This window comes from Streptomyces sp. NPDC034049 (assembly GCF_055575575.1).
In genome coordinates this window covers 230,613-253,666 of sequence record NZ_JBVISJ010000004.1, presented here as the reverse complement: position 1 = coordinate 253,666, position 23,054 = coordinate 230,613, and the positions used below count along the sequence as shown (strand labels likewise).

At 70.7% G+C, this 23,054-nt stretch carries 17 protein-coding genes; 13 read left to right on the top strand and 4 right to left on the bottom strand.

Features of this window, described 5'->3' with window-relative positions; genetic code table 11:
• Window positions 1-134 precede the first annotated feature (134 nt).
• The 3 genes from ACZ52C_RS14325 to ACZ52C_RS14315 all read right to left on the bottom strand — a co-directional run bounded on the left by ACZ52C_RS14325 (window position 135) and on the right by ACZ52C_RS14315 (window position 5,853).
• Window positions 135-2,669, bottom strand: a complete 2,535-nt coding sequence (locus ACZ52C_RS14325) for a SpoIIE family protein phosphatase (RefSeq protein WP_469075005.1) — start codon at window positions 2,667-2,669, stop codon at window positions 135-137.
• A gap of 177 nt (window positions 2,670-2,846) precedes the next feature.
• Window positions 2,847-5,234, bottom strand: a complete 2,388-nt coding sequence (locus ACZ52C_RS14320) for an MFS transporter (RefSeq protein WP_469075004.1) — start codon at window positions 5,232-5,234, stop codon at window positions 2,847-2,849.
• 175 nt (window positions 5,235-5,409) lie between these two features.
• Window positions 5,410-5,853, bottom strand: coding sequence for an SRPBCC family protein (locus ACZ52C_RS14315; RefSeq protein WP_045556573.1), 444 nt, complete (start codon window positions 5,851-5,853; stop codon window positions 5,410-5,412).
• A 233-nt stretch (window positions 5,854-6,086) separates the two neighbouring features.
• Here ACZ52C_RS14315 and ACZ52C_RS14310 point away from each other — a divergent pair, with 233 nt between their 5' ends.
• The 3 genes from ACZ52C_RS14310 to ACZ52C_RS14300 all read left to right on the top strand — a co-directional run bounded on the left by ACZ52C_RS14310 (window position 6,087) and on the right by ACZ52C_RS14300 (window position 9,445).
• Entirely contained in the window at window positions 6,087-7,130 is a 1,044-nt protein-coding gene (locus ACZ52C_RS14310; protein WP_469075003.1) for an Rv2578c family radical SAM protein, read from the top strand.
• Window positions 7,131-7,277: 147 nt separating this feature from the next.
• The gene (locus ACZ52C_RS14305; protein WP_469075002.1) at window positions 7,278-8,846 is read left to right on the top strand and encodes an alpha/beta hydrolase; all 1,569 of its coding nucleotides are present in this window, start codon (window positions 7,278-7,280) and stop codon (window positions 8,844-8,846) included.
• Window positions 8,847-8,914: 68 nt separating this feature from the next.
• Window positions 8,915-9,445: a GNAT family N-acetyltransferase gene (locus tag ACZ52C_RS14300; RefSeq protein ID WP_469075001.1), complete on the top strand. Its 531-nt coding sequence runs from the start codon at window positions 8,915-8,917 to the stop codon at window positions 9,443-9,445.
• A gap of 101 nt (window positions 9,446-9,546) precedes the next feature.
• Here ACZ52C_RS14300 and ACZ52C_RS14295 read toward each other — a convergent pair whose 3' ends face one another.
• Complete coding sequence (locus tag ACZ52C_RS14295) at window positions 9,547-10,119, bottom strand: adenylosuccinate lyase (RefSeq protein WP_469075000.1); 573 nt, start codon at window positions 10,117-10,119, stop codon at window positions 9,547-9,549.
• A gap of 372 nt (window positions 10,120-10,491) precedes the next feature.
• Here ACZ52C_RS14295 and ACZ52C_RS14290 point away from each other — a divergent pair, with 372 nt between their 5' ends.
• From ACZ52C_RS14290 to ACZ52C_RS14245, 10 genes are all read left to right on the top strand, one after another.
• A complete protein-coding gene (locus ACZ52C_RS14290) occupies window positions 10,492-12,306 on the top strand; it encodes a 3-hydroxyacyl-CoA dehydrogenase family protein (protein WP_469074999.1) in 1,815 nt (604 codons plus the stop codon).
• Window positions 12,307-12,592: 286 nt separating this feature from the next.
• Entirely contained in the window at window positions 12,593-13,405 is an 813-nt protein-coding gene (locus tag ACZ52C_RS14285; protein WP_469074998.1) for a TetR family transcriptional regulator, read from the top strand.
• Between the two features lie 425 nt (window positions 13,406-13,830).
• A complete protein-coding gene (ccrA, locus tag ACZ52C_RS14280) occupies window positions 13,831-15,168 on the top strand; it encodes a crotonyl-CoA carboxylase/reductase (RefSeq protein ID WP_469074997.1) in 1,338 nt (445 codons plus the stop codon).
• A gap of 8 nt (window positions 15,169-15,176) precedes the next feature.
• Window positions 15,177-17,225 carry a protein meaA gene (locus ACZ52C_RS14275; RefSeq protein WP_469074996.1) on the top strand — a complete coding sequence of 683 codons (2,049 nt, stop codon included), beginning with the start codon at window positions 15,177-15,179 and terminating at the stop codon, window positions 17,223-17,225.
• Window positions 17,222-18,196 carry an HpcH/HpaI aldolase/citrate lyase family protein gene (locus ACZ52C_RS14270; RefSeq protein WP_215450560.1) on the top strand — a complete coding sequence of 325 codons (975 nt, stop codon included), beginning with the start codon at window positions 17,222-17,224 and terminating at the stop codon, window positions 18,194-18,196. The genes ACZ52C_RS14275 and ACZ52C_RS14270 overlap by 4 nt, the downstream gene beginning before the upstream one ends.
• Before the next feature lie 5 nt (window positions 18,197-18,201).
• On the top strand, window positions 18,202-18,714 hold the full coding sequence (locus ACZ52C_RS14265; RefSeq protein ID WP_469074995.1) for a MaoC family dehydratase: 513 nt from the start codon (window positions 18,202-18,204) through the stop codon (window positions 18,712-18,714).
• Between the two features lie 2 nt (window positions 18,715-18,716).
• Window positions 18,717-19,922 (top strand): acyl-CoA dehydrogenase family protein, encoded by a 1,206-nt coding sequence (locus ACZ52C_RS14260; protein WP_469074994.1) that lies wholly within the window; start codon window positions 18,717-18,719, stop codon window positions 19,920-19,922.
• A 191-nt stretch (window positions 19,923-20,113) separates the two neighbouring features.
• Window positions 20,114-20,770 (top strand): phosphatidylserine decarboxylase, encoded by a 657-nt coding sequence (locus ACZ52C_RS14255; protein ID WP_078531507.1) that lies wholly within the window; start codon window positions 20,114-20,116, stop codon window positions 20,768-20,770.
• A 37-nt stretch (window positions 20,771-20,807) separates the two neighbouring features.
• Window positions 20,808-21,629 (top strand): CDP-diacylglycerol--serine O-phosphatidyltransferase, encoded by an 822-nt coding sequence (gene pssA, locus ACZ52C_RS14250; RefSeq protein ID WP_033529828.1) that lies wholly within the window; start codon window positions 20,808-20,810, stop codon window positions 21,627-21,629.
• 205 nt (window positions 21,630-21,834) lie between these two features.
• Window positions 21,835-23,052, top strand: a complete 1,218-nt coding sequence (locus tag ACZ52C_RS14245) for an alpha/beta hydrolase (RefSeq protein ID WP_469074993.1) — start codon at window positions 21,835-21,837, stop codon at window positions 23,050-23,052.
• Window positions 23,053-23,054: the final 2 nt, after the last annotated feature.

Sequence of the window (23,054 nt, the reverse complement as noted above, 5' to 3'; positions counted from 1 at the left end):
GCCACACCCCCGGACCAGCGACTGGGCCGCCGCTCCGGCGGCCCAGATCGGTCTACCGTGCCCGGCAGCCGCAGACAAGCACCATGCGCGTACCTTCACCCCTCGTTCAGGTCCCACGCGCCCCCGAGCGCCCCTCACGCCCCCTTGGCCGAGGTAGGCGCGGACGGCCCGTCGCCGCTTCGGCGCCGCCGTGGCAAGGTCAGTTCGAACCACACCGTCTTGCCCGCGCCCGTCCGGCTGGTCCCCCACTCGCGGGCCAGCGTGCTGAGGACGCGCAGTCCCCGGCCGGACTCGTCCGTCGGGGCCGCGCTGAGCAGGGTCGGCAGGGTCGGGTCGTCGTCGTAGACCTCGCACAGCAGCGTGTCGCCACGGACCAGCCGCAGTTCGACGCGGCGCCCGCGCGCGTGCCGTACGGCGTTGGTGACGAGCTCGCCGGCCAGGAGCGCGGCGGTGTCCGTGAGGCTGTCGAGGCCCCAGACGCAGAGCTGTTCGCGGACGGCGGCGCGAGCGCGGGCCGCCTCGACCGGGTCACGGGCGAGGCGCCACTCGGCGACGTCCTCGGGCTCGATGCCGTTGAGCCGGGCCATCAGCAGGGCCACGTCGTCCTTGCGGCCGCCTCGGGTGTTGAGGGCGCGGATGATCGTGTCGCAGGCGTCGTCCATGGAGGCGGCCGGGTGGGCGGCGGACTCGCAGAGCGTCGCGAGGCCCACCCCGATGTCCTCGCCGCGCATCTCGACCAGTCCGTCGGTGCACATCACGAGCCGGTCACCCGGGTCCACGCGCACGCGTACCGCCTCGAACGCCACCCCGCCGACGCCGATCGGCGCGCCGGTGGGCAGGTCGAGGAGTTCGCTGCGGCCGTCCACCGCGCGGACCAGCACGGGCGGGATGTGCCCGGCGTTGGCGAGGTGGAGTTCACCGGCGATGGGGTCGTAGACGGCGTAGAGGCAGGTCGCGAGATAGTGCTCGCCGAGGCGCTGGGCGAGGTCGTCGAGGTTGCGCAGGAGCTGCGCGGGCGGCAGGTCGAGGGCGGCCATGGTCTGCACGGCCGTGCGCAACTGGCCCATCATCGCGGCGGAGTTGAGGCCGTGCCCCATGACGTCGCCGACGACCAGGGCGGTGCGGGCGCCCGGCAGTTTCACCGAGTCGAACCAGTCGCCTCCGACCCGCCCGAGCAGGGTGCCCGGGAGATAGCGGGTGGCGATGTCGCAGCCCGCCATGTGGGCCTCGATCTGCGGCAGCATGCTGTCCTGGAGCGTCTCGGCGACGTTCTCCTGGTAGGTGTACATGCGGGCGTTGTCGAGGACGAGGCCCGCGCGGGCGGCGAGTTCGGCGCCGGTGACGCGGTCCATGTCGTCGAAGACCTCGCGCTCGGGGTGGCGCAGCAGGATCATGAAGCCGAGCACGACGTTGCGGGCCTTCAGGGGCACGACCAGCATGGAGCGGCCCGTGATCAGCGGGCGGATGTCGCGCTTCTCGAACTGCGCGGCGATCGCGTGCCCCATCTGCTCGCTGATGCGCGGCACGAGCACGGGCTCGCCGGTGGTCATGCACTGGAAGAACGGGGTGTGCGCCGGGAACGGCATGGCCTCGCCGACGGGGACGACGTCGTCCCAGCGGCCCGGCTCGTCCGTGTGCTCGACGGCCACCCGGTGCCACATGGTCGTCGTGTCGGGCACCCCGTCCGGGAACCCCTCACCGGCGACGACCTGTTCGCGCAGATAGGTGCCGGCGACGTCGGTGAAGCGGGGCACGACCGCCCTGCTGACCTCGACGATGGTCCGGGAGAGGTCGAGGGAGGTGCCGATGCGCCCGCTGACCTCGTTGAGGAACTCCAGACGCTCGCGCACGGCGGCGTGTTCGAGGTCCTCGCCCTCGTCCCGGACGTCCTCCGGCACCGGCAGCCCCTCCGCGACGGCGCGCGCGGCCCGTTCCCGGCGGGCCCGTCGCTCCGCGCGCCGGGGCACGCCCCAGTCGGGGGTGACGGGCACCCGGTCGTTCTGGCTGAACTCCAGCACCGGATAGCCCAGTTCGAGGATCTGGGCGACGATGCGGGCGCTCTCGCCGACGCTCATGCTGGGCAGGATGTCGGGGAGTCTGCGGGCGAGTTCGTCGGCGCCGGGGAAGTCGGTGTGCAGGGCGAATCCGGGGGCGATGCGTTCGACGGCGACGTCCGCCTGGTCCGCCCGCCGCAGGGTCTCGGCGTCGGCGGCCAGCACCAGGAGCCGTTCCCGGCCGGGGCCGACCAGGGGGTACGCCCACCACAGCACGTCGATCCGGTCCCGGCCGGGCACGGTGAGCCGGGCGCGGCCGGCCGCCGGGTAGGACAGCTGTCCGTCGAGCGAGGTCTCCAGGTCGTGCCCGAACGCGTCGTGCCCGAATGCGTCGTGCCCGAGGGCCTCGTACGCGCCGTGGGCGGTGTGGGGCGCGGGCTCGTCCGCGTCCGGGAGGGCACCGGAGACGGGCAGCAGATCGAGGGCGCTCTGGCCCACCGCCTCGTCCTTGGTCGCGCCGAAGAGCCGGCGTGCGCCGGAGCTCCAGTGCGACACGAGACCGGCGCGGTCGACCACGACCACGGCCAGGGGAATCCGGCCGGCCGCGGCGTGCTCCGGCGTCTCGTCACCGGCTCCGAGGCCGGTCGTCGCGCCCGTGTCGGTGCCACGGTCCATGGCCAAGGCCCTTTCTCCCCACGGCTCGCAAGATCTGCGCCGCCCTCACTACCGTACGGCTGCGTAGCGTCGCCATGTGTGGCAATACGCGAATTGCTCCGTAGGAGGCTCCGGCGCACGTGCAGGCCACACGGGCGGCGCACGATCACTCGCGCGCCCCCCGATGGCCCGGTCCCGTCAGTCCGCGTGCCCCAGATGGACGTCCTGCTCCGTCCGGGAGCCGGAGGCGACCTGGAGCACCGTCGCGACGGGCGGATACCCGGTGGCGATGACCGTGTACTCGCCGGAGGAGAGGTCGACGAACCGGAAGGTCCCGTCGATGCCGGTGGTGATTGTGTCGACGACGTTCCCGGCGGCGTCGAGGAGCGTCACGCGCGCGTCCTCCACGGGTCGGCCGCCCCCGGCGCGCACGGTGCCCCGCAGGACGGCGCCCCCGGCCAGCTCGATGTCCTGGCGTGTCTCGCGGGCGGCCCGGACGGTGACGGGCAGCGCGGCCGGCCGGTAGGAGTGGGCGCCGGCGGCGAGGGTGTACTCCCCGGCGACCAGTTCGGTGACGAGGTACTCGCCCGCCTCCCCGCTGCGGGTCGTCACGACGACCTCGCCGTGCACGTCGGTGAGCGTGACGGTCGCGTCGCTCACGGTCCGGCCGTCCGCCGTCCGGACCACGCCCGCCAGGCGTCCCGCGCCGCCGAGCACGATGTCGACCTCGACGGGCCGGTCCCCGACGGTGACGCTCACGGCCTGCGGCTGGTGGCCGCCGGCCGCGGCGATCAGCACGTACGCCCCGGGGCCGGGCGTGGAGAGCGCGTACCGCCCGTCCTCGCCGCTGCCGCCGCGCCCGGTCTGCCGGCCGCCGGCGTCGATGAGGGTGAGCGCGGCCCGGGGCACGACGGTGCCGTCTGAGTGCTGGACCGTGCCGCGGACGGGGACACCGGGGGCGTACGGCGAGCGCGCCTGCGGGATCGGGACGGCGGGCGCGGTGGCGGAGGCGGGCTCGGGTGCGGGCCCGGCGGGGGCCTCGTCCAGGGGCTCCGGCGTCTTCTCCTTGAGGAAGCAGGCGACGAGGAGCCCGAGGACGAGCACCGGCACGAGGTACAGGAAGATCCTCGGCATGGCCTGCGCGTAGGCCTGGACGTAGGCGTCGCGCAGCGGGTCCGGCAGGGTGTGGACGAGGTCCGGGGTGAGGGAGCCCGGGTCGGGCAGGACGGCGTCCGCGCGTTCGGGGAGGCGGTCGGTCAGCCGGGCCGTGAGGAGCGCGCCGAAGGCGGCCGTGCCCACGCTGCCGCCCATCTGCCGCAGGTAGTTGCCGGCCGCGGTGGCGGGTCCGACGTCGGCGGGGCGCACGGAGTTCTGCACGGCCAGGATCAGGACCGGCATCACCATGCCGATCCCCGCGCCGAGGACGGCGGTCCAGATGCCGAAGTGCAGCCGGGGCGTGTCCGTCTCCAGCCGGGACAGCAGCCAGACGCCGAGCGCGGTCAGGGCGCAGCCGAGGACCGGGTACGTCCGGTAGTGCCCGGTGCCGCCGATGAGCCGGCCGGAGATCACGGAGGCGCCGACGATGCCGGCCATCATCGGCAGCATGAGCAGCCCGGACTCGGTGGCGGAGGTCCCCCCGGCCATCCGCAACTGGGTGGGCAGGTAACTGGCGGTGCAGAAGAGGGCGACGCCGATGGCGAGCCCGACGAGGCCGGTGACGACGAAGGCGGGGTCGCTGAACAGCCGCGGTGGGATCAGGGGTTGGGGCGCGAAGTGCTCGACGACGAGGAGGAGGGCGGTCGCGGCGACCGCGCCGGCGGTGAGGCCGAGGACGGGCCGCGAGGTCCAGGCGTGGGTGGTGCCGCCCCAGCTCGCCAGCAGGACCACGCAGGTCGAGGCGGTGGCGAGCAGCAGGGCCCCGAGGACGTCGAGACGCCCCTCGGCCGTGGGCCTCGGCAGTCTCAGCGCGAAGGTGACGACGGCCAGCGCGAGGAGCCCGGCGGGCACGTTGAGCAGGAAGCACCACCGCCAGGTGAGGTGGTCCGTGAGCACACCGCCCAGGAGCGGCCCCGCGACGGAGGCGAGCCCGAACACGGCGCCGACCAGGCCCAGCCGGGGGCCCCTGTTCCGGGGCGGCAGGATGTCGGCCATGATCGCCTGCACACCGATCATGAGGCCGCCCGCGCCGACGCCCTGGAGCGCGCGGAACGCGATGAGCTGGTCCATGCCGCGGGCGAACCCGGCGAGCGCGGAGCCGGCCACGAAGACCGTGAGCGCGAACTGCAGGACGCCCTTGCGGCCGTGGAGTTCGCCGAGTCTGCCGTAGACGGGAAGGGTGACGGTGGCGGTGAGGAGATAGGCCGTGATCGGCCAGGACAGGCGGTCCGCGCCGTGCAGCTCACCGACGATCTCGGGGAGCGCGGTGGCGACGACCATCTGCTCCAGGGCGGCGAGGAGCAGGACGAGCAGCAGTGCCGAGAAGACCAGCCGGACCCGGAGGGGACCGAGCGGGGGAGGTCCGTCCGCCGGCGACGGTGGAGCGGGTGTGGTGGTCGGCTCGTCCTTCACCAGTGTGGTCGCGCCCATGCGTACCGCTCCCCTCGTCGCACTCACCGACAATTCCCGCGTTAAGCGGCAACTGTCGGCAAGTGCGGCGAGTTACGGCATTCCGGGGAGCGTCGGGTAGATCCACTCGAACCGGTGAGGACGGCAACACGCCCCGCGCGATCGCCCGTTGGACCGGGCATCCTCCCGCCGGGTGCTACTTCTCCACCTCGGCGGCGAGGTTGGCGAGCAGGGCGTCGTAGATGCGGGCGAGGCCCTTGGGGGCGAAGGTCTTCTCGAAGAAGCCGCCGATGCCGCCGGCACCCTGCCAGGTGGTGGTGACGACGACGCGGGAGCTGCCCTCGCCGGCCGGGGTGACCCGCCAGACGGTGACCATGGAGGAGTTGCGGTCCTTCTCGACGAGCTCGCCGTCGGAGGGCTCGGTGACCTCCAGGAGGCAGTCACGCACGCGCTTCTTGGTGGCCTGGAGCTTCCAGTGGACGAGGGTGCCCTCGCCGTCGCCGCCCTCGCGCACCTCGTACTCGCTGAAGTGCTGCGGCATCAGCTTCTCGCGCGCGCCGTTGTACTCGGCCAGGGTGTCGAACACCGTCTCCGCGTCCGCCGCGACGACTCGTTCAGTCGTGGCCTCGACCTGCGCCATTGCACTTCCTCCAGCACTTGGTAACTCGGGGATGTGCGGAAAGCCAACCACCCCCCGGCCGGAGGGCCCAAATCGGGGTGCCCCAAGGGGCCGGAGCGGGCGGTCCCGAGGCCCTGGCGCGGACGGCCCCGAGGGCCCCTGACGAGACCTCCACACGATGTTCGAAAACCAGTTCGCACGATCAAGGGAACGTGTGTTCTATTCTGGGGCGGAGAGCAACCGAGGAGGCGTCCATGCGCTGGGACCATCTGGCCGAGAACCCCGCCACGGCCCGGGACGCCGCGCTGTTCGGCGCGGACCTGGTGACGAGCCGCACCTTCGACACCCCCGAGTTCCGCGGCATGACCTTCCACGAGGTCCGGGCGAGGACGATCGTCAACCGGGTCCCGGGAGCCTCCCGGATGCCGTTCGAATGGACGGTGAACCCCTACCGGGGCTGCACGCACGCGTGCGTCTACTGCTTCGCCCGCAAGACCCACAGCTACCTGGACCTCGACACGGGCCTCGACTTCGACTCGCAGATCGTGGTGAAGGTCAACGCGCCCGACCTGCTGCGCCGGCAGCTCACCTCACCGCGCTGGCACGGCGAGCACATCGCCATGGGCACCAACGTGGACTGCTACCAGCGCGCCGAGGGCCGCTACCGTCTGATGCCGGGCATCATCTCCGCCCTGCGCGATCACGCGAACCCCTTCTCGATCCTGACCAAGGGCACGCTGATCCTGCGCGACCTGGAGCTGATCCGGCAGGCCGCGGAGGTCACCGAGGTCGGCATCTCGGTCTCCGTCGGCTTCACCGACCCCGAGCTGTGGCGCACGGTCGAGCCGGGTACGCCCGCCCCGGAGCGCCGGCTCGACGTGGTGCGGGCCTTCACCGACCTCGGCATCGGCTGCGGGGTGCTGATGGCTCCCGTGCTGCCCTTCCTCAGCGACCACCCCGACCGGCTGCGTGCCACCGTGCGGGCGATCGCCGCCTCCGGCGCGACCTCGGTGACCCCGCTGGTGCTGCATCTGCGGCCCGGCGCCCGCGAGTGGTACATGGCCTGGCTGGAACGCCACCACCCCCGTCTCGTACGCCGGTACGAGCTGCTGTACGCGGAGGGCGCCTACGCCCCCAAGTGGTACCAGCGTCAGATCACCCGTCAGGTCCACGAACTGGCCGAGGAGTACGGCATGGGCCCCCGGCGCGCGGAGCTGCCGCGACGGACACCGGCGCGCGAGCCGGCGGCGCCCGAGCCGGTCCGGGGGACGGAGCCGACGCAGCTGACGCTGCTCTGACCTCCCGCGGGGCATCCGGGCGCCTCTCGCGCCCCCGATGGGGTCAACTCTCGCCGGAACGAGTTCCTTCGGGGGCCTGCTCCGGGACGATGCGACGAAGGCCGTGGTCTGCACGGCCCGCGATCCTCCGTCCTGGGAGGCCTGACGATGAAGAAGCGCGCAGCTGCTCTGTGCGGTGCCGCCGCCGTGTTGGCCGGAATGGTCTCGGCGGTCCCGGCCGGCGCGAGCGGCGCCCTCGCCGCCGCGCCGGCGGCGAAGCTCACCTGGAAGAAGTGCGCCACCGGCGACTATCCGACGCTCCAGTGCACCACCCTGAAAGTGCCGTTGAACCACGCCGAGCCGGCCGGCAGGAAGATCACGCTCGCCCTGTCCCGCGTCCCGCACACCGCGAAGAAGTACCAGGGCCCCCTGGTGGTCAACCCGGGCGGCCCCGGCGGCAGCGGCCGCACCCTGGCCGGGTTCGTCGCGTCCTCGCTGCCGAAGGTGGCGGCGCAGTACGACGTCATCGGCTTCGACCCGCGCGGCGTCGGCGCCAGCAAGCCCGCGCTCGACTGCCGGCCCGGTCACTTCTCGCCGCTGCGCCCCGACTCCCTGCCGGCCGACGCGAAGACCGAGCGAGCCAATCTCAAGCGTGCCGAGGCCTTCGCCGACGCCTGCGCGAAGAAGTACGCGGACGTGCTGCCGTTCATCGACACGGTCAGCTCGGCCAAGGACATGGACGCCATCCGCGCGGCCCTCGGCGCCAAGAAGATCAACTACTTCGGCTACTCGTACGGCACCTATCTGGGCGCCGTGTACGGCAAGCTCTTCCCGCACCGGGTACGGCGCGCGGTGCTGGACTCCGTCGTCGACCCCTTGGGCGTCTGGTACGACGACAACCTCCAGCAGGACCAGGCGTTCAACGACCGCCACCGGGCGCTGATGGCCTGGATCGCCAAGAACCACAGGACGTACAGGCTCGGCACCGATCCGGAGAAGATCGAGGCCAAGTGGTACGCGATGCGGGCGGCGCTGGCCCGAAAGCCCGCGGACGGCAAGGTGGGCCCCGCCGAGCTGGAGGACACCTTCGTGCCCGGCGGCTACTACGACGGCTACTGGCCCCATCTCGCCGAGGCGTTCGCCGCCTACGCGAACAAGAAGAACGACGACCCGCTGGTCGAGGCGTACGAGAACTTCGGCGCCGTCGACCGGGCCGGCGACAACGGCTACAGCGTCTACACCTCGGTGCAGTGCCGGGACGCGCGCTGGCCGCGCGCCTGGGCCGAGTGGCGCGACGACAACTGGGCGGCGTACGAGAAGGCGCCCTTCATGACCTGGAACAACGCCTGGTACAACGCGCCCTGCGCGTTCTGGCCGACCGAGGCGCTGAACCCGGTGGACGTCTCGAACACCGCGTTGCCGCCGGTCCTGATCCTCCAGGCGACGGACGACGCGGCCACCCCGTACGCGGGCGGAGCCGTCACCCACCAGTTGCTGCGGGGCTCCAGTCTGGTGGTCGAGCAGGGCGGCGGGAACCACGGCATCTCGCTGAGCGGCAACAGCTGCCTGGACAAGCACCTGGCGGCGTATCTGACCGACGGCAGGGTGCCGCGCGGCACGGGCGAGACCGACGCCGTCTGCGCCAAGCTCCCGGACCCCAAGCCGCTGAGCACCAAGGCCGCGTCCGCCTCGTCCCGGGGCTCGACGCTGCACGGCCTGCTGGGCCACCGCGGCTGAACGCCCGGCCGGGGAGGCCCGCCGAAAACCGCGGGACTCCCCCGGCCGCCCGGCCCTAGGGTGCGGCCATGAACGCCGCTCCCCATGACCTCCGCATACGCGAGATGACCAGCGCCGACTGCCGCCCCGTGGCCGAGATCCGTGTAGGGGGCTGGCGGAACGCGTATGCCGGCCTCGTACCGCGGTCGTACCTCGACGCGATGGACGTGGCCGAGGACGCCGAGCACCGGCGCGCCATGCTCCTGAAGCCCGGCAACCCGGTGGTGAACCTGGTCGCCGAGCGGGCCGGCGAGATCCTCGGCTGGGCGGCGTACGGCCCCTACCGCGACGGCGAGGTCCGCACCGAGGACGCCGAGTTGTACGCGCTGTACGTCCGGCCGGGGCACTGGGGCGCCGGGGTCGGCGGAGCGCTCCTGCACACCACGACCGAACGCTGCGAGACCGCCGGCCACGACCGGATGCTCCTGTGGGTCCTCAGGGAGAACACCAGGGCCCGCCGTTTCTACGAGCACCACGGTTTCACGGCGGACGGCGCGGAGGAGCCCTTCGAAGTGGCCGGGGTCGAAGTCCCAGAGGTGCGCTACGTACGCGCCCCGTAAGGGGCGCGGGTCCGTATCCGATATGCGGCTCCGCCGCGGGGCGCGGCAAGCCCCCACCGGCCCGCAGCCGAAGAAACAGCCCCGGCCGAAGGAACGGCCTCCTAAGCGGAGCGCATCCGCGTCAGCGCCCGCACCGCCGCCTCCGCGAGGCTCGGATGGGCGAGGGCGTCGTTCAGCACGGGCTCGGCCCGGGTGTCCCCCAGCACCCCCAGCCCCTCCACACAGGCGAGCGCCACCCTGCGGTGGGGATCGTGCGGAGTCAGCCGGCGCCGGAGCGTGGTGATCAGCGCCGGCACCGCCTCGGGCGCCCGGAGTTCGACGAGCAGCCGCACGGGGTGCAGGGCGTAGGCGACGCGCAGTTCGTTCGTGGCGAGCGCGGCGGCCGCGCGCGCGGTGCGCGGGTCGCCGAGCCGGGCCAGCGCGTACGCGGCGGAGCGGCACCGCGGCGGATCCCGGTGGTTGAGGAGCAGGACCAGTGACTCGAAGGCCCGGCGGTCCCCCGCCACCCCCAGCCTGAACGCCGCCAGCTCCCGCGCCCACAACGGCTGCCCCGGCTCGGTGAGCACCGCCGCCAACTCGTCCGTGGACTCGGTCGTGACGAGCCGCTCGTAACCCGCCGCGCCCCCCGACTCGCTCCGCACACGCTCCGTGAGTGATCGCAACTCCTCGTCCATGCCACCGAGCGTACGGGCGTGGCGGCGTTTGAGGGACGTAGCTCACAAAGACGAGGGCTGGCGCGCTCGTTACCCACCGGTTAAGCTCAGACGAGCGAGACACCCTCTCGTGTTCGCTCTCGACGGTTTGGTGACGCAGCCGTCGCGAGCACAGTCGGTTCGGTACCTGGAGTACCAGTACGGCTCGGCCTCGGGACAGGGCCGGTCGGTTCAGCCGTTCCCCCGGGCGTGTGCACGCCCCGGCGACGGCACCGGGCGTGTGCGTTCATCAGCCCGGCACCACCCACACCCGCGCCCCACGCGCCGCTCGCGCGCTCTTCGCGTATCCGCGGCGCTTCCCTCAGTCGTCACCCTCATTCCTGGAGTCCCGCGATGGCCGCTCCCCTTTCCGACTCGTCGCTGTCCCCGCAGTCCCCGTTCAAGACGATCGCCGTGGTCGGTCTCGGCACCATGGGCACCGGTATCGCCGAGGTGCTGACCCGGGCCGGCCGCGAGGTCGTCGGCATCGACATCAGCGAGGCCGCCGGCGCCCGTGCCGTGGCCGCGCTGGAGGCCGCGACCGAGCGTGCCGTGGCCCGTGGGCGGATCACCGAGCGGGAGCGCGGAGACGCCCTCGCCCGCTTCCGCGCCTTCACCGACCTCCAGGCCGCGGCCGACGCCGACCTGGTGATCGAGGTGGTCCCGGAGTCGTACGAGATCAAGCAGCAGGTCTTCCGTGAACTCGACGCGATCGTGCGGCCGGAGACGGTTCTCGCCACCGGCACCAACGCCCTGTCGGTGACGCGGCTGGCCGCCGAGTCGGCGCGTCCGGAGCGGGTCCTCGGGCTGCACTTCTTCAACCCGGCGCCCGCGATGAAGCTGGTCGAGGTCGTCTCCTCGGTGCTGACCGCACCCCAGGCCGTCGCGGCCGTCACGGATCTCGCCCTCGACCTGGGCAAGGAACCGGTCGCGGTGGGCGACCGGCCCGGCTTCGTCGCCGACGGGCTGCTGTTCGGGTACCTCAACCAGGCCGCCGCGATGTACGAGGCCAAGTACGCCTCCCGCGAGGACATCGACGCGGCGATGCGGCTCGGCTGCGGTCTGCCGATGGGCCCGCTGGCCCTGCTGGACCTCATCGGCGTCGACACCGCCCGCACGGTCCTGGAGGCCATGTACGCGGCCTCGCACGACCGGCTGCACGCTCCGGCGCCCATCCTCCGCCAGCTCAGCGAGGCGGGCCTGACCGGCCGCAAGTCGGGGCGCGGCTTCTACTCCTACGAGGCGCCCGGTTCCGCGACCGTCGTGCGGGACGCGCTGACGCCGCTGGAAGGGGGCGCCACGGTCGCCAGCCGCACGGTCCGCTCGGTGGGCGTCGCGGGCTCCGGGACCATGGCGTCCGGGATCGCCGAGGTGTTCGCGAAGGCGGGGTACGAGGTCGTGCTGGCCGCCCGCAGCGAGGAGAAGGCGCAGGCCGCGAAGGCCCGGATCGGCAAGTCGCTGGCGCGCTCCGTCGACAAGGGGCGGATGACGGTCGAGGCCGCCGCCGAGACGCTGGACCGGATCACTCCGGCGGGCACGTACGACGCCTTCGCCGACGTCGATCTGGCGCTGGAGGCCGTGGCGGAGGACCTGGAGGTCAAGCGGCAGCTGTTCGCGACCTTCGACAAGGTCTGCAAGCCGGGCGCGATCCTCGCCACCACGACCTCCTCGCTGCCGGTCGTCGCCTGCGCCCGCGCCACCTCGCGGCCGCAGGACGTGATCGGGATGCACTTCTTCAACCCGGCGCCGGCGATGAAGTTGGTCGAGGTGGTCCGCACGGTGCTGACCGCCGACGACGTCCACGCCACGGTCCGGGAGCTGTGCGCGAAGGTCCGCAAGCACCCGGTGGACTGCGGCGACCGCGCCGGGTTCATCGTGAACGCGCTGCTGTTCCCGTACCTGAACAACGCGATCAAGATGGTGCAGGAGCACTACGCGACGCTGGACGACATCGACGCGGCCATGAAGCTGGGCGGCGGCTACCCGATGGGCCCGTTCGAACTGCTGGACGTGGTCGGGCTGGACGTCTCGCTGGCCATCGAGAAGGTGCTGCACCGCGAGTTCCGCGACCCGGGGCTGGCCCCGGCGCCGCTGCTGGAGCACCTGGTGGCCGCGGGCTGCCTCGGCCGCAAGACGGGCCGTGGCTTCCGCGAATATGCCAAGCGCTGAGCGGTCGGGCGACGAGTCCGTCCCGGCCGGGGGCCCGGTGTCCCCGCCGTCGGTCCGGCTGTCGGGCCCGGCGGGATCCGGCGGGGCGTCCCCGCCGGCGTCCGAGGCGGACTGGGGCGGGCTGCTCGGCCCGGGCAGCCGGCCCCCGTCGGCCCGATCCGCCCCCTCCGCGCCCGGCCCGTGCCCCGACTCCCCCGCCTGCGCACCGCTCCCGCCCGCGTCCCGGACGGGCGGGGGGACGGCCGGACACGCGCACTCTCCTGCACGGATGCAGTACGTTCGGGGCATGTCCCAGCCCGCCAAGTCCTCACGTACGCCAGCTGCGCCCGACGCTCCCGTGGAGAGCGCCGCGGGAAGTCGTGCCGCCGCCCAACGCCTCAAGATGCGCAGGGAACTGGCGGCCGCGGCCATGGAGCTGTTCTCGACCAAGGGCTACGAGGCGACCACCGTCGACGAGATCGCGGCGGCGGCCGGGGTCGCCCGCCGCACCTTCTTCCGCCACTTCCGCTCCAAGGAAGAGGCGATCTTCCCGGACCACGACGACACCCTGATCCGCGCCGAGGCGGTGCTCAACGCGGCGCCCCCGCACGAGCACCCGCTCGACACGGTGTGCCGCGGGATCAAGGAGGTCATGAAGATGTACGCGGCCCGGCCGGAGATCTCGGTCGCCCGCTACAAGCTGACCCGTGAGGTTCCCACCCTCCGGGAGGCGGAGATCGCCTCCGTGGCCCGCTACGAGCGCCTCTTCACCCGTTATCTGCTGGGCCATTTCGACGAGACCGCCCACCACGACGCCGGCAACGACGACCCGCTGCTCGCCGAGGTGGCCGCGTCGGCGGTGGTCACCGCGCACAACCACGTGCTGCGGCGGTGGCTCAGATCCGGCGGGCAGGGCGACGTCGAGACCCAGCTCGACCACGCCTTCGCCATCGTCCGCAGGACGTTCGGCAAGGGCACCGGCGCCGGCCGCACCCTGTCCCCCGAGCCGGCCGCGGCGACGGCCTCCACGCACGGCGAGGTCCTGGTGACGGTCGCCCGCACCGACGCCCCGCTCGACGAGGTCATGCGGACCATCGAAGAGGCTCTCCGCGACCGCTGACACCCCCGCACACCCCGATCTACTCAACGGTAACTGTGAGAACGGCCACCCCACCGGGTGGCCGTTTTGGCACGTCAGGGGCCCTTTTTCACCCGCGTCTGATCGATCATCGCTCAGGTGTTACGTAAAGATTTCACCTGAGCGAACTTTCTGGCACTCGGTGCCTTGCGGGGTGACACGGCGTGCCATACGTTGAAGGAGTCCGGGCGGCCGACGCACCGCGACATCTCGTTCGTCGGCTGTCCCCGCGGACCACGGTCCACGCGCCCGGACGCCTGCGTCACAGGCAACCCTCCGCGCCACACACAGCGCCGCCGAAGCACCACCTCCGCCGAACCGACGGCATCACCAGACAGCTCTGCAGCACCCGACGTAACCCTCAACAGCGTCTTCCCGCGAGGACGCTCGTCGCCGGAGGCACCACCGTGAAGGACATCCTGGACGCGATCCAGTCGCCGGACTCCACGTCCGCCGACTTCGCCGCTCTGCCGCTCCCCGAGTCGTACCGCGCGATCACCGTGCACAAGGACGAGACAGAGATGTTCGCGGGCATGGCGACCCGCGAGAAGGACCCGCGCAAGTCGATCCACCTGGACGAGGTCCCGCTCCCGGAGCTCGGCCCGGGCGAGGCCCTGGTGGCCGTCATGGCCTCCTCGGTCAACTACAACTCGGTGTGGACCTCGATCTTCGAGCCGCTGTCCACCTTCGGGTTCCTGGAGCGCTACGGCCGCACCAGCGAGCTGGCCAAGCGCCACGACCTGCCGTACCACATCATCGGCTCCGACCTCGCGGGCGTCGTCCTGCGCACCGGCCCCGGCGTCAACGCCTGGCAGCCCGGTGACGAGGTCGTCGCGCACTGCCTCTCCGTCGAGCTGGAGTCCTCCGACGGCCACAACGACACGATGCTCGACCCCGAGCAGCGGATCTGGGGCTTCGAGACCAACTTCGGCGGGCTCGCCGAGATCGCGCTCGTCAAGTCCAACCAGCTGATGCCGAAGCCGGACCACCTCAGCTGGGAGGAGGCCGCCGCCCCGGGCCTGGTCAACTCCACCGCCTACCGGCAGCTGGTCTCCCGCAACGGCGCCGGCATGAAGCAGGGCGACAACGTGCTGATCTGGGGCGCCAGCGGCGGCCTCGGCAGCTACGCCACGCAGTTCGCCCTGGCCGGTGGCGCCAACCCGATCTGTGTCGTCTCCAGCGAGCAGAAGGCGGACATCTGCCGCGCGATGGGCGCCGACGCGATCATCGACCGCAACGCCGAGGGATACACGTTCTGGAAGGACGAGAACACCCAGGACCCCAAGGAGTGGAAGCGCTTCGGCAAGCGCATCCGCGAACTCACCGGCGGCGAGGACATCGACATCGTCTTCGAGCACCCGGGCCGTGAGACCTTCGGCGCGAGCGTCTTCGTCACCCGCAAGGGCGGCACCATCACCACCTGCGCCTCGACCTCGGGCTACATGCACGAGTACGACAACCGCTACCTGTGGATGTCGCTGAAGCGGATCATCGGCTCGCACTTCGCGAACTACCGCGAGGCGTGGGAGGCCAACCGCCTCATCGCCAAGGGCAAGATCCACCCGACGCTGTCGAAGGTCTACTCCCTGGAGGAGACCGGGCAGGCCGCGTACGACGTGCACCGCAACCTCCACCAGGGCAAGGTCGGCGTCCTCGCGCTGGCCCCCGAGGAGGGCCTGGGCGTCCGCGACCACGACAAGCGCGCCCAGCACATCGACGCCATCAACCGCTTCCGGAACATCTGAGGTCCACGATGAGCGAGCGTCAGCCCGCCGAGGGCGGGAAAGCCAAGGACCGGCCGTGGCTCATGCGGACGTACGCCGGTCACTCCACGGCCGAGGCGTCCAACGAGTTGTACCGGCGCAACCTCGCCAAGGGGCAGACGGGTCTGTCGGTCGCGTTCGACCTGCCGACCCAGACCGGCTACGACTCCGACCACATCCTCGCCCGCGGCGAGGTCGGCCGGGTCGGCGTCCCGGTGGCCCATCTCGGTGACATGCGCAGGCTGTTCCAGGACATCCCCCTGGAGCAGATGAACACCTCGATGACCATCAACGCCACCGCCATGTGGCTGCTGGCGCTCTACCAGGTCGTCGCCGAGGAACAGGGTGTGGACATCACCCAGCTCCAGGGCACGACCCAGAACGACATCGTCAAGGAGTACCTGTCGCGGGGCACCCATGTGTTCCCGCCGGGACCCTCGCTCCGGCTGACGACGGACATGATCGCGTACACGGTCTCCCACATCCCGAAGTGGAACCCGATCAACATCTGCAGCTACCACCTGCAGGAGGCCGGGGCCACGCCGGTGCAGGAGATCGCGTACGCGATGTCCACGGCCATCGCGGTCCTCGACGCCGTGCGCGACTCCGGCCAGGTGCCCGAGGAGCGCATGGGCGATGTGGTCGCCCGCATCTCGTTCTTCGTGAACGCGGGCGTCCGCTTCGTCGAGGAGATGTGCAAGATGCGGGCGTTCGGCCGCATCTGGGACCGCATCACCCGCGAGCGGTACGGCATCGAGAACCCCAAGCAGCGCCGCTTCCGGTACGGCGTCCAGGTCAACTCCCTCGGGCTGACCGAGGCGCAGCCGGAGAACAACGTCCAGCGGATCGTGCTGGAGATGCTGGCCGTGACCCTCTCCAAGGACGCGCGGGCACGTGCGGTGCAGCTGCCGGCCTGGAACGAGGCGCTGGGCCTGCCCCGGCCGTGGGACCAGCAGTGGTCGCTGCGCATCCAGCAGGTGCTGGCGCACGAGAGCGACCTGCTGGAGTACGAGGACATCTTCGAGGGCTCGCACGTCATCGAGGCGAAGGTGGCCGAGCTGGTCGAGCAGTCCTTCGCCGAGATCGAGCGGATCCAGGAGATGGGCGGCGCGATGGCGGCCGTCGAGTCCGGCTACCTGAAGTCCCAGCTGGTCTCCTCGCACGCCGAGCGCCGGGCCCGGATCGAGTCCGGCGAGGAGAAGATCGTCGGCGTCAACATCTTCGAGTCGACCGAGCCGAACCCGCTGACCGCCGACCTGGACGCGGCGATCCAGACGGTCGACCCGGCCGTCGAGGCCCGCGTCATCGAGTCCCTCCGGAACTGGCGCGACACGCGCTACCAGCCGCCCTTCAACCACCCGCGCCCGTGCAAGGCGCTGGAGCGGCTCAAGGAGGCCGCGAAGGGCACGGACAACCTCATGGAGGCCACCCTGGAGTGCGCCCGCGCCGGGGTCACGACCGGCGAGTGGGCCGGGGCCCTCCGTGAGGTGTTCGGCGAGTTCCGGGCACCGACCGGTGTCTCGTCGGCGCCGGTGGCCGTCACCGCCGAAGAGGGCTCGGCCATGGCGGGAGTCCGCCGCAAGGTGGACCTGACGGCCGGGGACCTCGGCGTCGGCAAGCTCCGCTTCCTGGTCGGCAAGCCGGGCCTGGACGGGCACTCCAACGGGGCCGAGCAGATCGCCGTGCGGGCCCGCGACGCGGGCTTCGAGGTGGTCTACCAGGGCATCCGGCTCACCCCGGAGCAGATCGTGGACGCCGCCCTCGCCGAGGACGTGCACGCGGTCGGCCTCTCCATCCTCTCCGGCTCGCACGCCCAGCTCGTCCCGGACGTGCTGGAGCGGCTGCGCGAGGCGGGCGCCGGCGACATCCCGGTGATCGCCGGCGGGATCATCCCGAACGCGGACGCCGACCGGCTCAGGGCCGCCGGAGTGGCCGCCGTGTTCACCCCGAAGGACTTCGACATCACCGGGATCATCGGCCGTATCGTCGACGAGATCCGCAAGGCCAACAAGCTCGACCCCCTGGAGGTCCCCGCATGACCAGCCCTGTTCCTCAGGTGAACCGCCTCCGTCCGCGGCGTTCCTGCCTCGCGGTGCCGGGAAGCAACCCCCGCTTCCTGGAGAAGGCCCAGGGCCTCCCGGCGGACCAGGTCTTCCTCGACCTGGAGGACGCCTGCGCCCCGCTCGCCAAGCCCGAGGCGCGGCACACCATCGTCAAGTTCCTCAACGAGGGCGACTGGACCGGCAAGACACGGGTCGTGCGGGTCAACGACTGGACGACGGAGTGGACGTACCGCGATGTCGTGACCGTCGTCGAGGGCGCCGGCCAGAACCTCGACTGCATCATGCTGCCGAAGGTGCAGACGGCCCAGCAGGTCGTCGCCCTCGATCTCCTGCTCACCCAGATCGAGAAGACGATGGGCTTCGAGGTCGGCAAGATCGGCATCGAGGCGCAGATCGAGAACGCGCAGGGCCTGAACAACGTCAACGAGATCGCGACGGCCTCCCAGCGCGTGGAGACGATCATCTTCGGCCCGGCCGACTTCATGGCCTCGATCAACATGAAGTCGCTGGTCGTGGGCGAGCAGCCGCCCGGCTACCCGGCGGACGCCTACCACTACATCCTGATGAAGATCCTGATGGCCGCCCGCGCCAACAACCTCCAGGCGATCGACGGCCCCTACCTCCAGATCCGCAACATCGACGGCTACCGCGAGGTCGCCCAGCGCGCCGCGGCCCTCGGCTTCGACGGCAAGTGGGTGCTGCACCCGGGCCAGGTCGAGGCGTCCAACGAGATCTTCTCGCCCTCGCAGGAGGACTACGACCACGCCGAGCTGATCCTGGACGCGTACGACTACTACACCTCCGAGGCGGGCGGCAAGAAGGGCTCGGCGATGCTCGGCGACGAGATGATCGACGAGGCCAGCCGCAAGATGGCGCTGGTCATCTCCGGCAAGGGGCGGGCCGCCGGCATGCAGCGGACGTCGAAGTTCGAGATCCCGGAGGCCTGAGCGCGATGCAGTTCGGACGCACCTACGAGGAGTTCGAGGTCGGGGCGGTCTACAAGCACTGGCCCGGCAAGACGGTCACGGAGTACGACGACCACCTCTTCTGTCTCCTCACCATGAACCACCACCCGCTCCACATGGACGTCAACTACGCCGAGAAGACGACGGACTTCGGCAAGAACGTCGTGGTCGGGAACTACATCTACTCGCTGCTGCTGGGCATGTCCGTGCCGGACGTCTCGGGCAAGGCGATCGCCAACCTGGAGATCGAGTCGCTGCGCCACGTGGCGCCGACCTTCCACGGCGACACGGTCTACGGCCAGACGACCGTGCTCGACAAGTGGCCGTCCAAGTCGAAGAACGACCGCGGCATCGTGTACGTGGAGACCAAGGGCTACAAGCAGGACGGCACGCTGGTCTGTGTGTTCCGTCGCAAGGTCATGGTGCCCACCGAGACCTACATCAAGGAGCGCGGCGGCGAGCAGCCGGGCCGCCCCGAGCTCAGGGAGCAGGAGAAGTAGCCATGGCACGACTCGCCCAGACCCACGGCCTCACGGACGTCCAGCGGGAGATCCTCTCCACCGTCCGTGACTTCGTGGACAAGGAGATCATCCCGGTCGCGACCGAGCTGGAGCACCGGGACGAGTACCCGCAGCAGATCGTCGACGGGCTCAAGGAGCTGGGCCTGTTCGGCCTGATGATCCCCGAGGAGTACGGCGGTCTGGGCGAGTCCCTCCTCACGTACGCGCTGTGCGTGGAGGAGATCGCCCGGGGCTGGATGTCCGTGTCCGGGATCATCAACACGCACTTCATCGTGGCGTACATGCTGAAGCAGCACGGCACCGAGGAGCAGAAGGACCACTTCCTGCCGCGGATGGCGGCCGGCGACGTCCGGGGCGCCTTCTCGATGTCGGAGCCGGGGCTCGGCTCGGATGTGTCGGCGATCACATCGAAGGCGGTCAAGGACGGCGACGAGTACGTCCTGAACGGTCAGAAGATGTGGCTGACGAACGGCGGGACGTCAACGCTCGTCGCCGTTCTCGTCCGAAGTGACGAAGGACACCCGGAGGGCACGGCCCCCCACAAGTCGATGACGACCTTCCTCGTCGAGAAGGAGCCCGGCTTCGGAGAGGTCCGCCCCGGCCTCACCATTCCCGGGAAGATCGACAAGATGGGCTACAAGGGCGTCGACACGACCGAGCTCATCATGGACGGACTGCGCATTCCGGCCAATCGTGTACTCGGCGGCACCACGGGCCGAGGGTTTTACCAAATGATGGACGGCGTCGAGGTGGGCCGGGTGAATGTGGCCGCGCGTGGCTGCGGTGTCGCTCAGCGTGCGTTCGAGCTCGGTGTCCAGTACGCCCAGCAGCGCCATACTTTCGGCAAGCAGATCGCCCAGCACCAGGCGATCCAGTTCAAGCTGGCCGAGATGGCTACCAAGGTCGAGGCCGCGCATGCGATGATGGTCAACGCAGCACGCAAAAAGGACTCGGGCGAACGAAACGACCTCGAAGCAGGGATGGCGAAGTACCTCGCCTCCGAATACTGCAAAGAAGTCGTCGAGGACGCTTTCCGGATCCACGGCGGTTACGGCTTCTCCAAGGAGTACGAGATCGAGCGCCTCTACCGCGAGGCGCCGATGCTGCTGATCGGTGAAGGTACCGCCGAAATCCAGAAAATGATCATCGGTCGTCGACTGCTCGAAGAGTATCGATTCCAGGGCTAGCACGCGGTTGGTCCAGGGTCGGATGTCTGGTTCGGGGTGTTTTCTTCGAGAAGAAGATCACACCCCGTCAGCACGCTTCGGTCGTCGACTCGGCTTCCTGGCTTGCCCAGTTGCGGTCCGCGACCGGTACGATCCCGTGAAAGCCGCCGTCCCCAGTCACCGCGCGGCATCATCCGCTACGAAGGTCATCCATGCCCCACAGCCAAACCTCTGCACCACGCGACAGCCTGGCAGGCGTACGTCTTGCGCGCGGAGCATCGCCGTGGCTTCTCCCGACCGTCGCCACCGCAGCACTCAGCCTCGCCCGCTCGCGCCGCTCCGGCGCCGCGCGCGCCGTGGCCGTACCCGCCACCGCGCTGGCGGCGGGCATGCTGTGGTTCTTCCGCGACCCCGAGCGTGAGATCGCCCAGGGCCGGGTCATCTCGCCCGCCGACGGAGTGGTGCAGAGCATCATGCCGTGGAAGGACGGACGCACCCGCGTCGCGATCTTCATGAGCCCGCTCAACGTCCACGTCAACCGCGCGCCGCTCTCCGGCACGGTGACGTCCGTGGAGCACATCCCGGGTGGGTTCGTGCCGGCGTTCAACAAGGAGAGCGAGAACAACGAGCGCGTCGTCTGGCACTTCGACACCGAACTCGGTGACATCGAGATGATCCAGATCGCCGGCGCCGTGGCTCGCCGCATCGTTCCGTACATCCCCGAGGGCACCAAGGTGGAGCAGGGTGACCGGATCGGGCTGATCCGCTTCGGCTCGCGTGTGGACATCTACCTGCCCGAGGGTGTGGAGATCGACGTCGAGGTGGGCCAGAAGACCGTGGCTGGGGTGACTCGCATTGACCGTGACTGATCCGGAGACCCAACCCGGCCAGACCGGGGCGGGCTGGGTGCCCGACGTGGACGAGGTGGAGGACGACGCGGAGGAGATGCCGCTGTCGCTCCGCCTGTCGATAGCGGACACGCTCACCCTGGGCAACGCCACGTGCGGCTTCATGGCGGTGTACTTCACCACCACGGGCATCCTGATCCCGCACCTCACCGGCAGCCAGGAGTCGGGCATGGCCCGGCACAGCGCGGCCACCGCGGTGATCCTGATGCTGTGCGCGGCGATCTTCGACCTGTTCGACGGGCTGGTGGCGCGCAAGCTCCGCTCCTCGCCGATGGGCGCGGAGCTGGACAACCTCTCCGACCTGATCAGCTTCGGCCTGGCGCCGGCGTACTTCGTCCTCGTCTACGGCATGGTCGCGGACGACGCGCACCAGCGGGTGGCGGCGGTGGGGGCGATCGTCGTGCTGCTGGCGGTGGTGCTGAGGCTCGCGAGATTCTCCTGCGTGACGGTGAAGGACGGCACCTTCCAGGGCATGCCGTCGCCGTTCGGCGCGCTCACGGTCATCTCGATCGTGCTCCTGGAGCTGCCCTTCGTGGCGACCCTTCTGGCGATCGTCGGCGTCGCGTGGCTGATGGTGAGCCGGGTCGAGTACCCGAAGCCGCGGGGTCCCCTCGCGGGGGCGGTGCTCACCTGGATCGTCCTGGCGATGGGCCTGCTGGCGGCCTGGGCGTTCGACGCGCCCGGCGGTCAGCTCCTGCTCCAGACCGGCTGCGCCCTGCAGCTCGTGATGGGCGCGGTCATCCCGCTCTTCGCCACGGCGCGCCGTGTGAACAACTTCCGCGACAACCGTCGCGAGGCGCGGGCGGCGCAGCTGCCCTGACCTTCGCTTCCGTACTGGCGGGTGTGGCCCGAGCCGACACGGCTCGGGCCACACCCGTTTCGCGTTCAAGGGCGTCGCTCTTTGCCCTTGAGAGGTCAACTACCTCGCGTGGGGCTCCAGTTGCTGGGGGTGAGGAAGAGGCGGACGGTGGAAAGGGGGGGTGGTTTCGCATCACTTGACACCTTTCGAGCGTCAGGAGGAGGGCATGACCGCGTACAGAGAGCACAAGGTCAAGCACACGTCGACGGTTCCGGCGACGGAAGGCCACGTACTGGAGCTGCCCGTCCGGGAGTACGACGGCACCCACGGCAACGGCCACGCGCAGGACCGCGAGCCGGTGCTGATGCTGCACGGCAGGAGCGTGCCGGTGCTGCCGGGCTCCGACCTCGCGCACGTACCCGGGGGCGACCCCAACCGGTACAGCTGGGCACAGGAACTGGCGGCGGCCGGTTACGACGTCTTCCTGCTGGACCTCCAGGGCTCCGGCCGGTCGCCCCGTCCGGGGCAGATGGACAATCCGTACAACGCCAACCCCGCGCAGCAGCAGGCGGTCCTCGTCGACCACACCATCCCGGCGACCGGCAAGCCCACGTACCCGTCGGAGCTGGGCAGCTCGGAGAGTGACGAGGCGGAGTTGGCGACGGTGGTGAAGTTCATCAAGTCCCAGGTCGGCGTGGACAAGCGCATCCGCTTCGTCGGCTGGTCCGCGGCCGCGCTCGTCATGGGCCCCTACACCCTCAAGCATCCCGAGGAGGTCGAGAGCCTGTTCCTGCTCGCTCCGATGTTCCCGCCGCGAGGACGATGGTCCGGCAACCCCGACGCCCCCTTCGGACGCCCTCAGGAAGCCGCGACACTGCCCGTCGGCAAGCCGGCCCACCTGTTCGGATTCCCGATGCACGTGGCCAGCAAGAGGGGCTTCACGCAGTCGCTGACCAGTACCCCCGCATTGTGGGAGGAGGGCATCGCCGATCGCGTGTGGGCCGCCTGCATGGAGAACGACCCCCTCGGAAGCAAGTGGGGCCCCATGGTGAACGGCGAACCCGAGGGCGTCCTGCGGTACCGGAACACCTACTGGTGGGGCTGGAACAACCAGACCGCGCCGTACAAGAAGGACGGCACGTACGTGCTCGGCGACAGGGTCCCCGTGCTCATCCTCTACGGGGAACTGGACAGGACAGCCGTCACACAGACACCGATGCCCGACATCCTGCACTTCTCCGTTCCGGACCTCTACACGGCCGTCAAGGGCCCTCGCAAGCTCATGTTCTGCTTCGAGGGCTCCGGCCACTCCCTGGTGTGGGAGACCGTCGCCAAGGACATCCACCGCTTCTCCAGGCAGTGGTTCAAGAACGGCAAGGTGGAGGGCCTCAGCAGCGGCAGCTACTTCAGGGAGTTCGACGGCAATCTGATCCACCTGCCGTAGGG

What these genes read in the sequence shown, in the direction of transcription:
- ACZ52C_RS14275 (WP_469074996.1), top strand. Translation starts at nt 15,177, where the DNA reads ATGAGCGAGCGTCAGCCCGCCGAGGGCGGGAAAGCCAAGGACCGGCCG.
- ACZ52C_RS14320 (WP_469075004.1), bottom strand. Translation starts at nt 5,234, where the DNA reads ATGGGCGCGACCACACTGGTGAAGGACGAGCCGACCACCACACCCGCT.
- ACZ52C_RS14310 (WP_469075003.1), top strand. Translation starts at nt 6,087, where the DNA reads ATGCGCTGGGACCATCTGGCCGAGAACCCCGCCACGGCCCGGGACGCC.
- ACZ52C_RS14255 (WP_078531507.1), top strand. Translation starts at nt 20,114, where the DNA reads ATGCCCCACAGCCAAACCTCTGCACCACGCGACAGCCTGGCAGGCGTA.
- ACZ52C_RS14270 (WP_215450560.1), top strand. Translation starts at nt 17,222, where the DNA reads ATGACCAGCCCTGTTCCTCAGGTGAACCGCCTCCGTCCGCGGCGTTCC.
- ACZ52C_RS14305 (WP_469075002.1), top strand. Translation starts at nt 7,278, where the DNA reads ATGAAGAAGCGCGCAGCTGCTCTGTGCGGTGCCGCCGCCGTGTTGGCC.
- ACZ52C_RS14290 (WP_469074999.1), top strand. Translation starts at nt 10,492, where the DNA reads ATGGCCGCTCCCCTTTCCGACTCGTCGCTGTCCCCGCAGTCCCCGTTC.
- ACZ52C_RS14265 (WP_469074995.1), top strand. Translation starts at nt 18,202, where the DNA reads ATGCAGTTCGGACGCACCTACGAGGAGTTCGAGGTCGGGGCGGTCTAC.
- ACZ52C_RS14315 (WP_045556573.1), bottom strand. Translation starts at nt 5,853, where the DNA reads ATGGCGCAGGTCGAGGCCACGACTGAACGAGTCGTCGCGGCGGACGCG.
- ACZ52C_RS14300 (WP_469075001.1), top strand. Translation starts at nt 8,915, where the DNA reads ATGAACGCCGCTCCCCATGACCTCCGCATACGCGAGATGACCAGCGCC.
- ACZ52C_RS14260 (WP_469074994.1), top strand. Translation starts at nt 18,717, where the DNA reads ATGGCACGACTCGCCCAGACCCACGGCCTCACGGACGTCCAGCGGGAG.
- ACZ52C_RS14325 (WP_469075005.1), bottom strand. Translation starts at nt 2,669, where the DNA reads ATGGACCGTGGCACCGACACGGGCGCGACGACCGGCCTCGGAGCCGGT.
- ACZ52C_RS14245 (WP_469074993.1), top strand. Translation starts at nt 21,835, where the DNA reads ATGACCGCGTACAGAGAGCACAAGGTCAAGCACACGTCGACGGTTCCG.
- ACZ52C_RS14285 (WP_469074998.1), top strand. Translation starts at nt 12,593, where the DNA reads ATGTCCCAGCCCGCCAAGTCCTCACGTACGCCAGCTGCGCCCGACGCT.
- ACZ52C_RS14295 (WP_469075000.1), bottom strand. Translation starts at nt 10,119, where the DNA reads ATGGACGAGGAGTTGCGATCACTCACGGAGCGTGTGCGGAGCGAGTCG.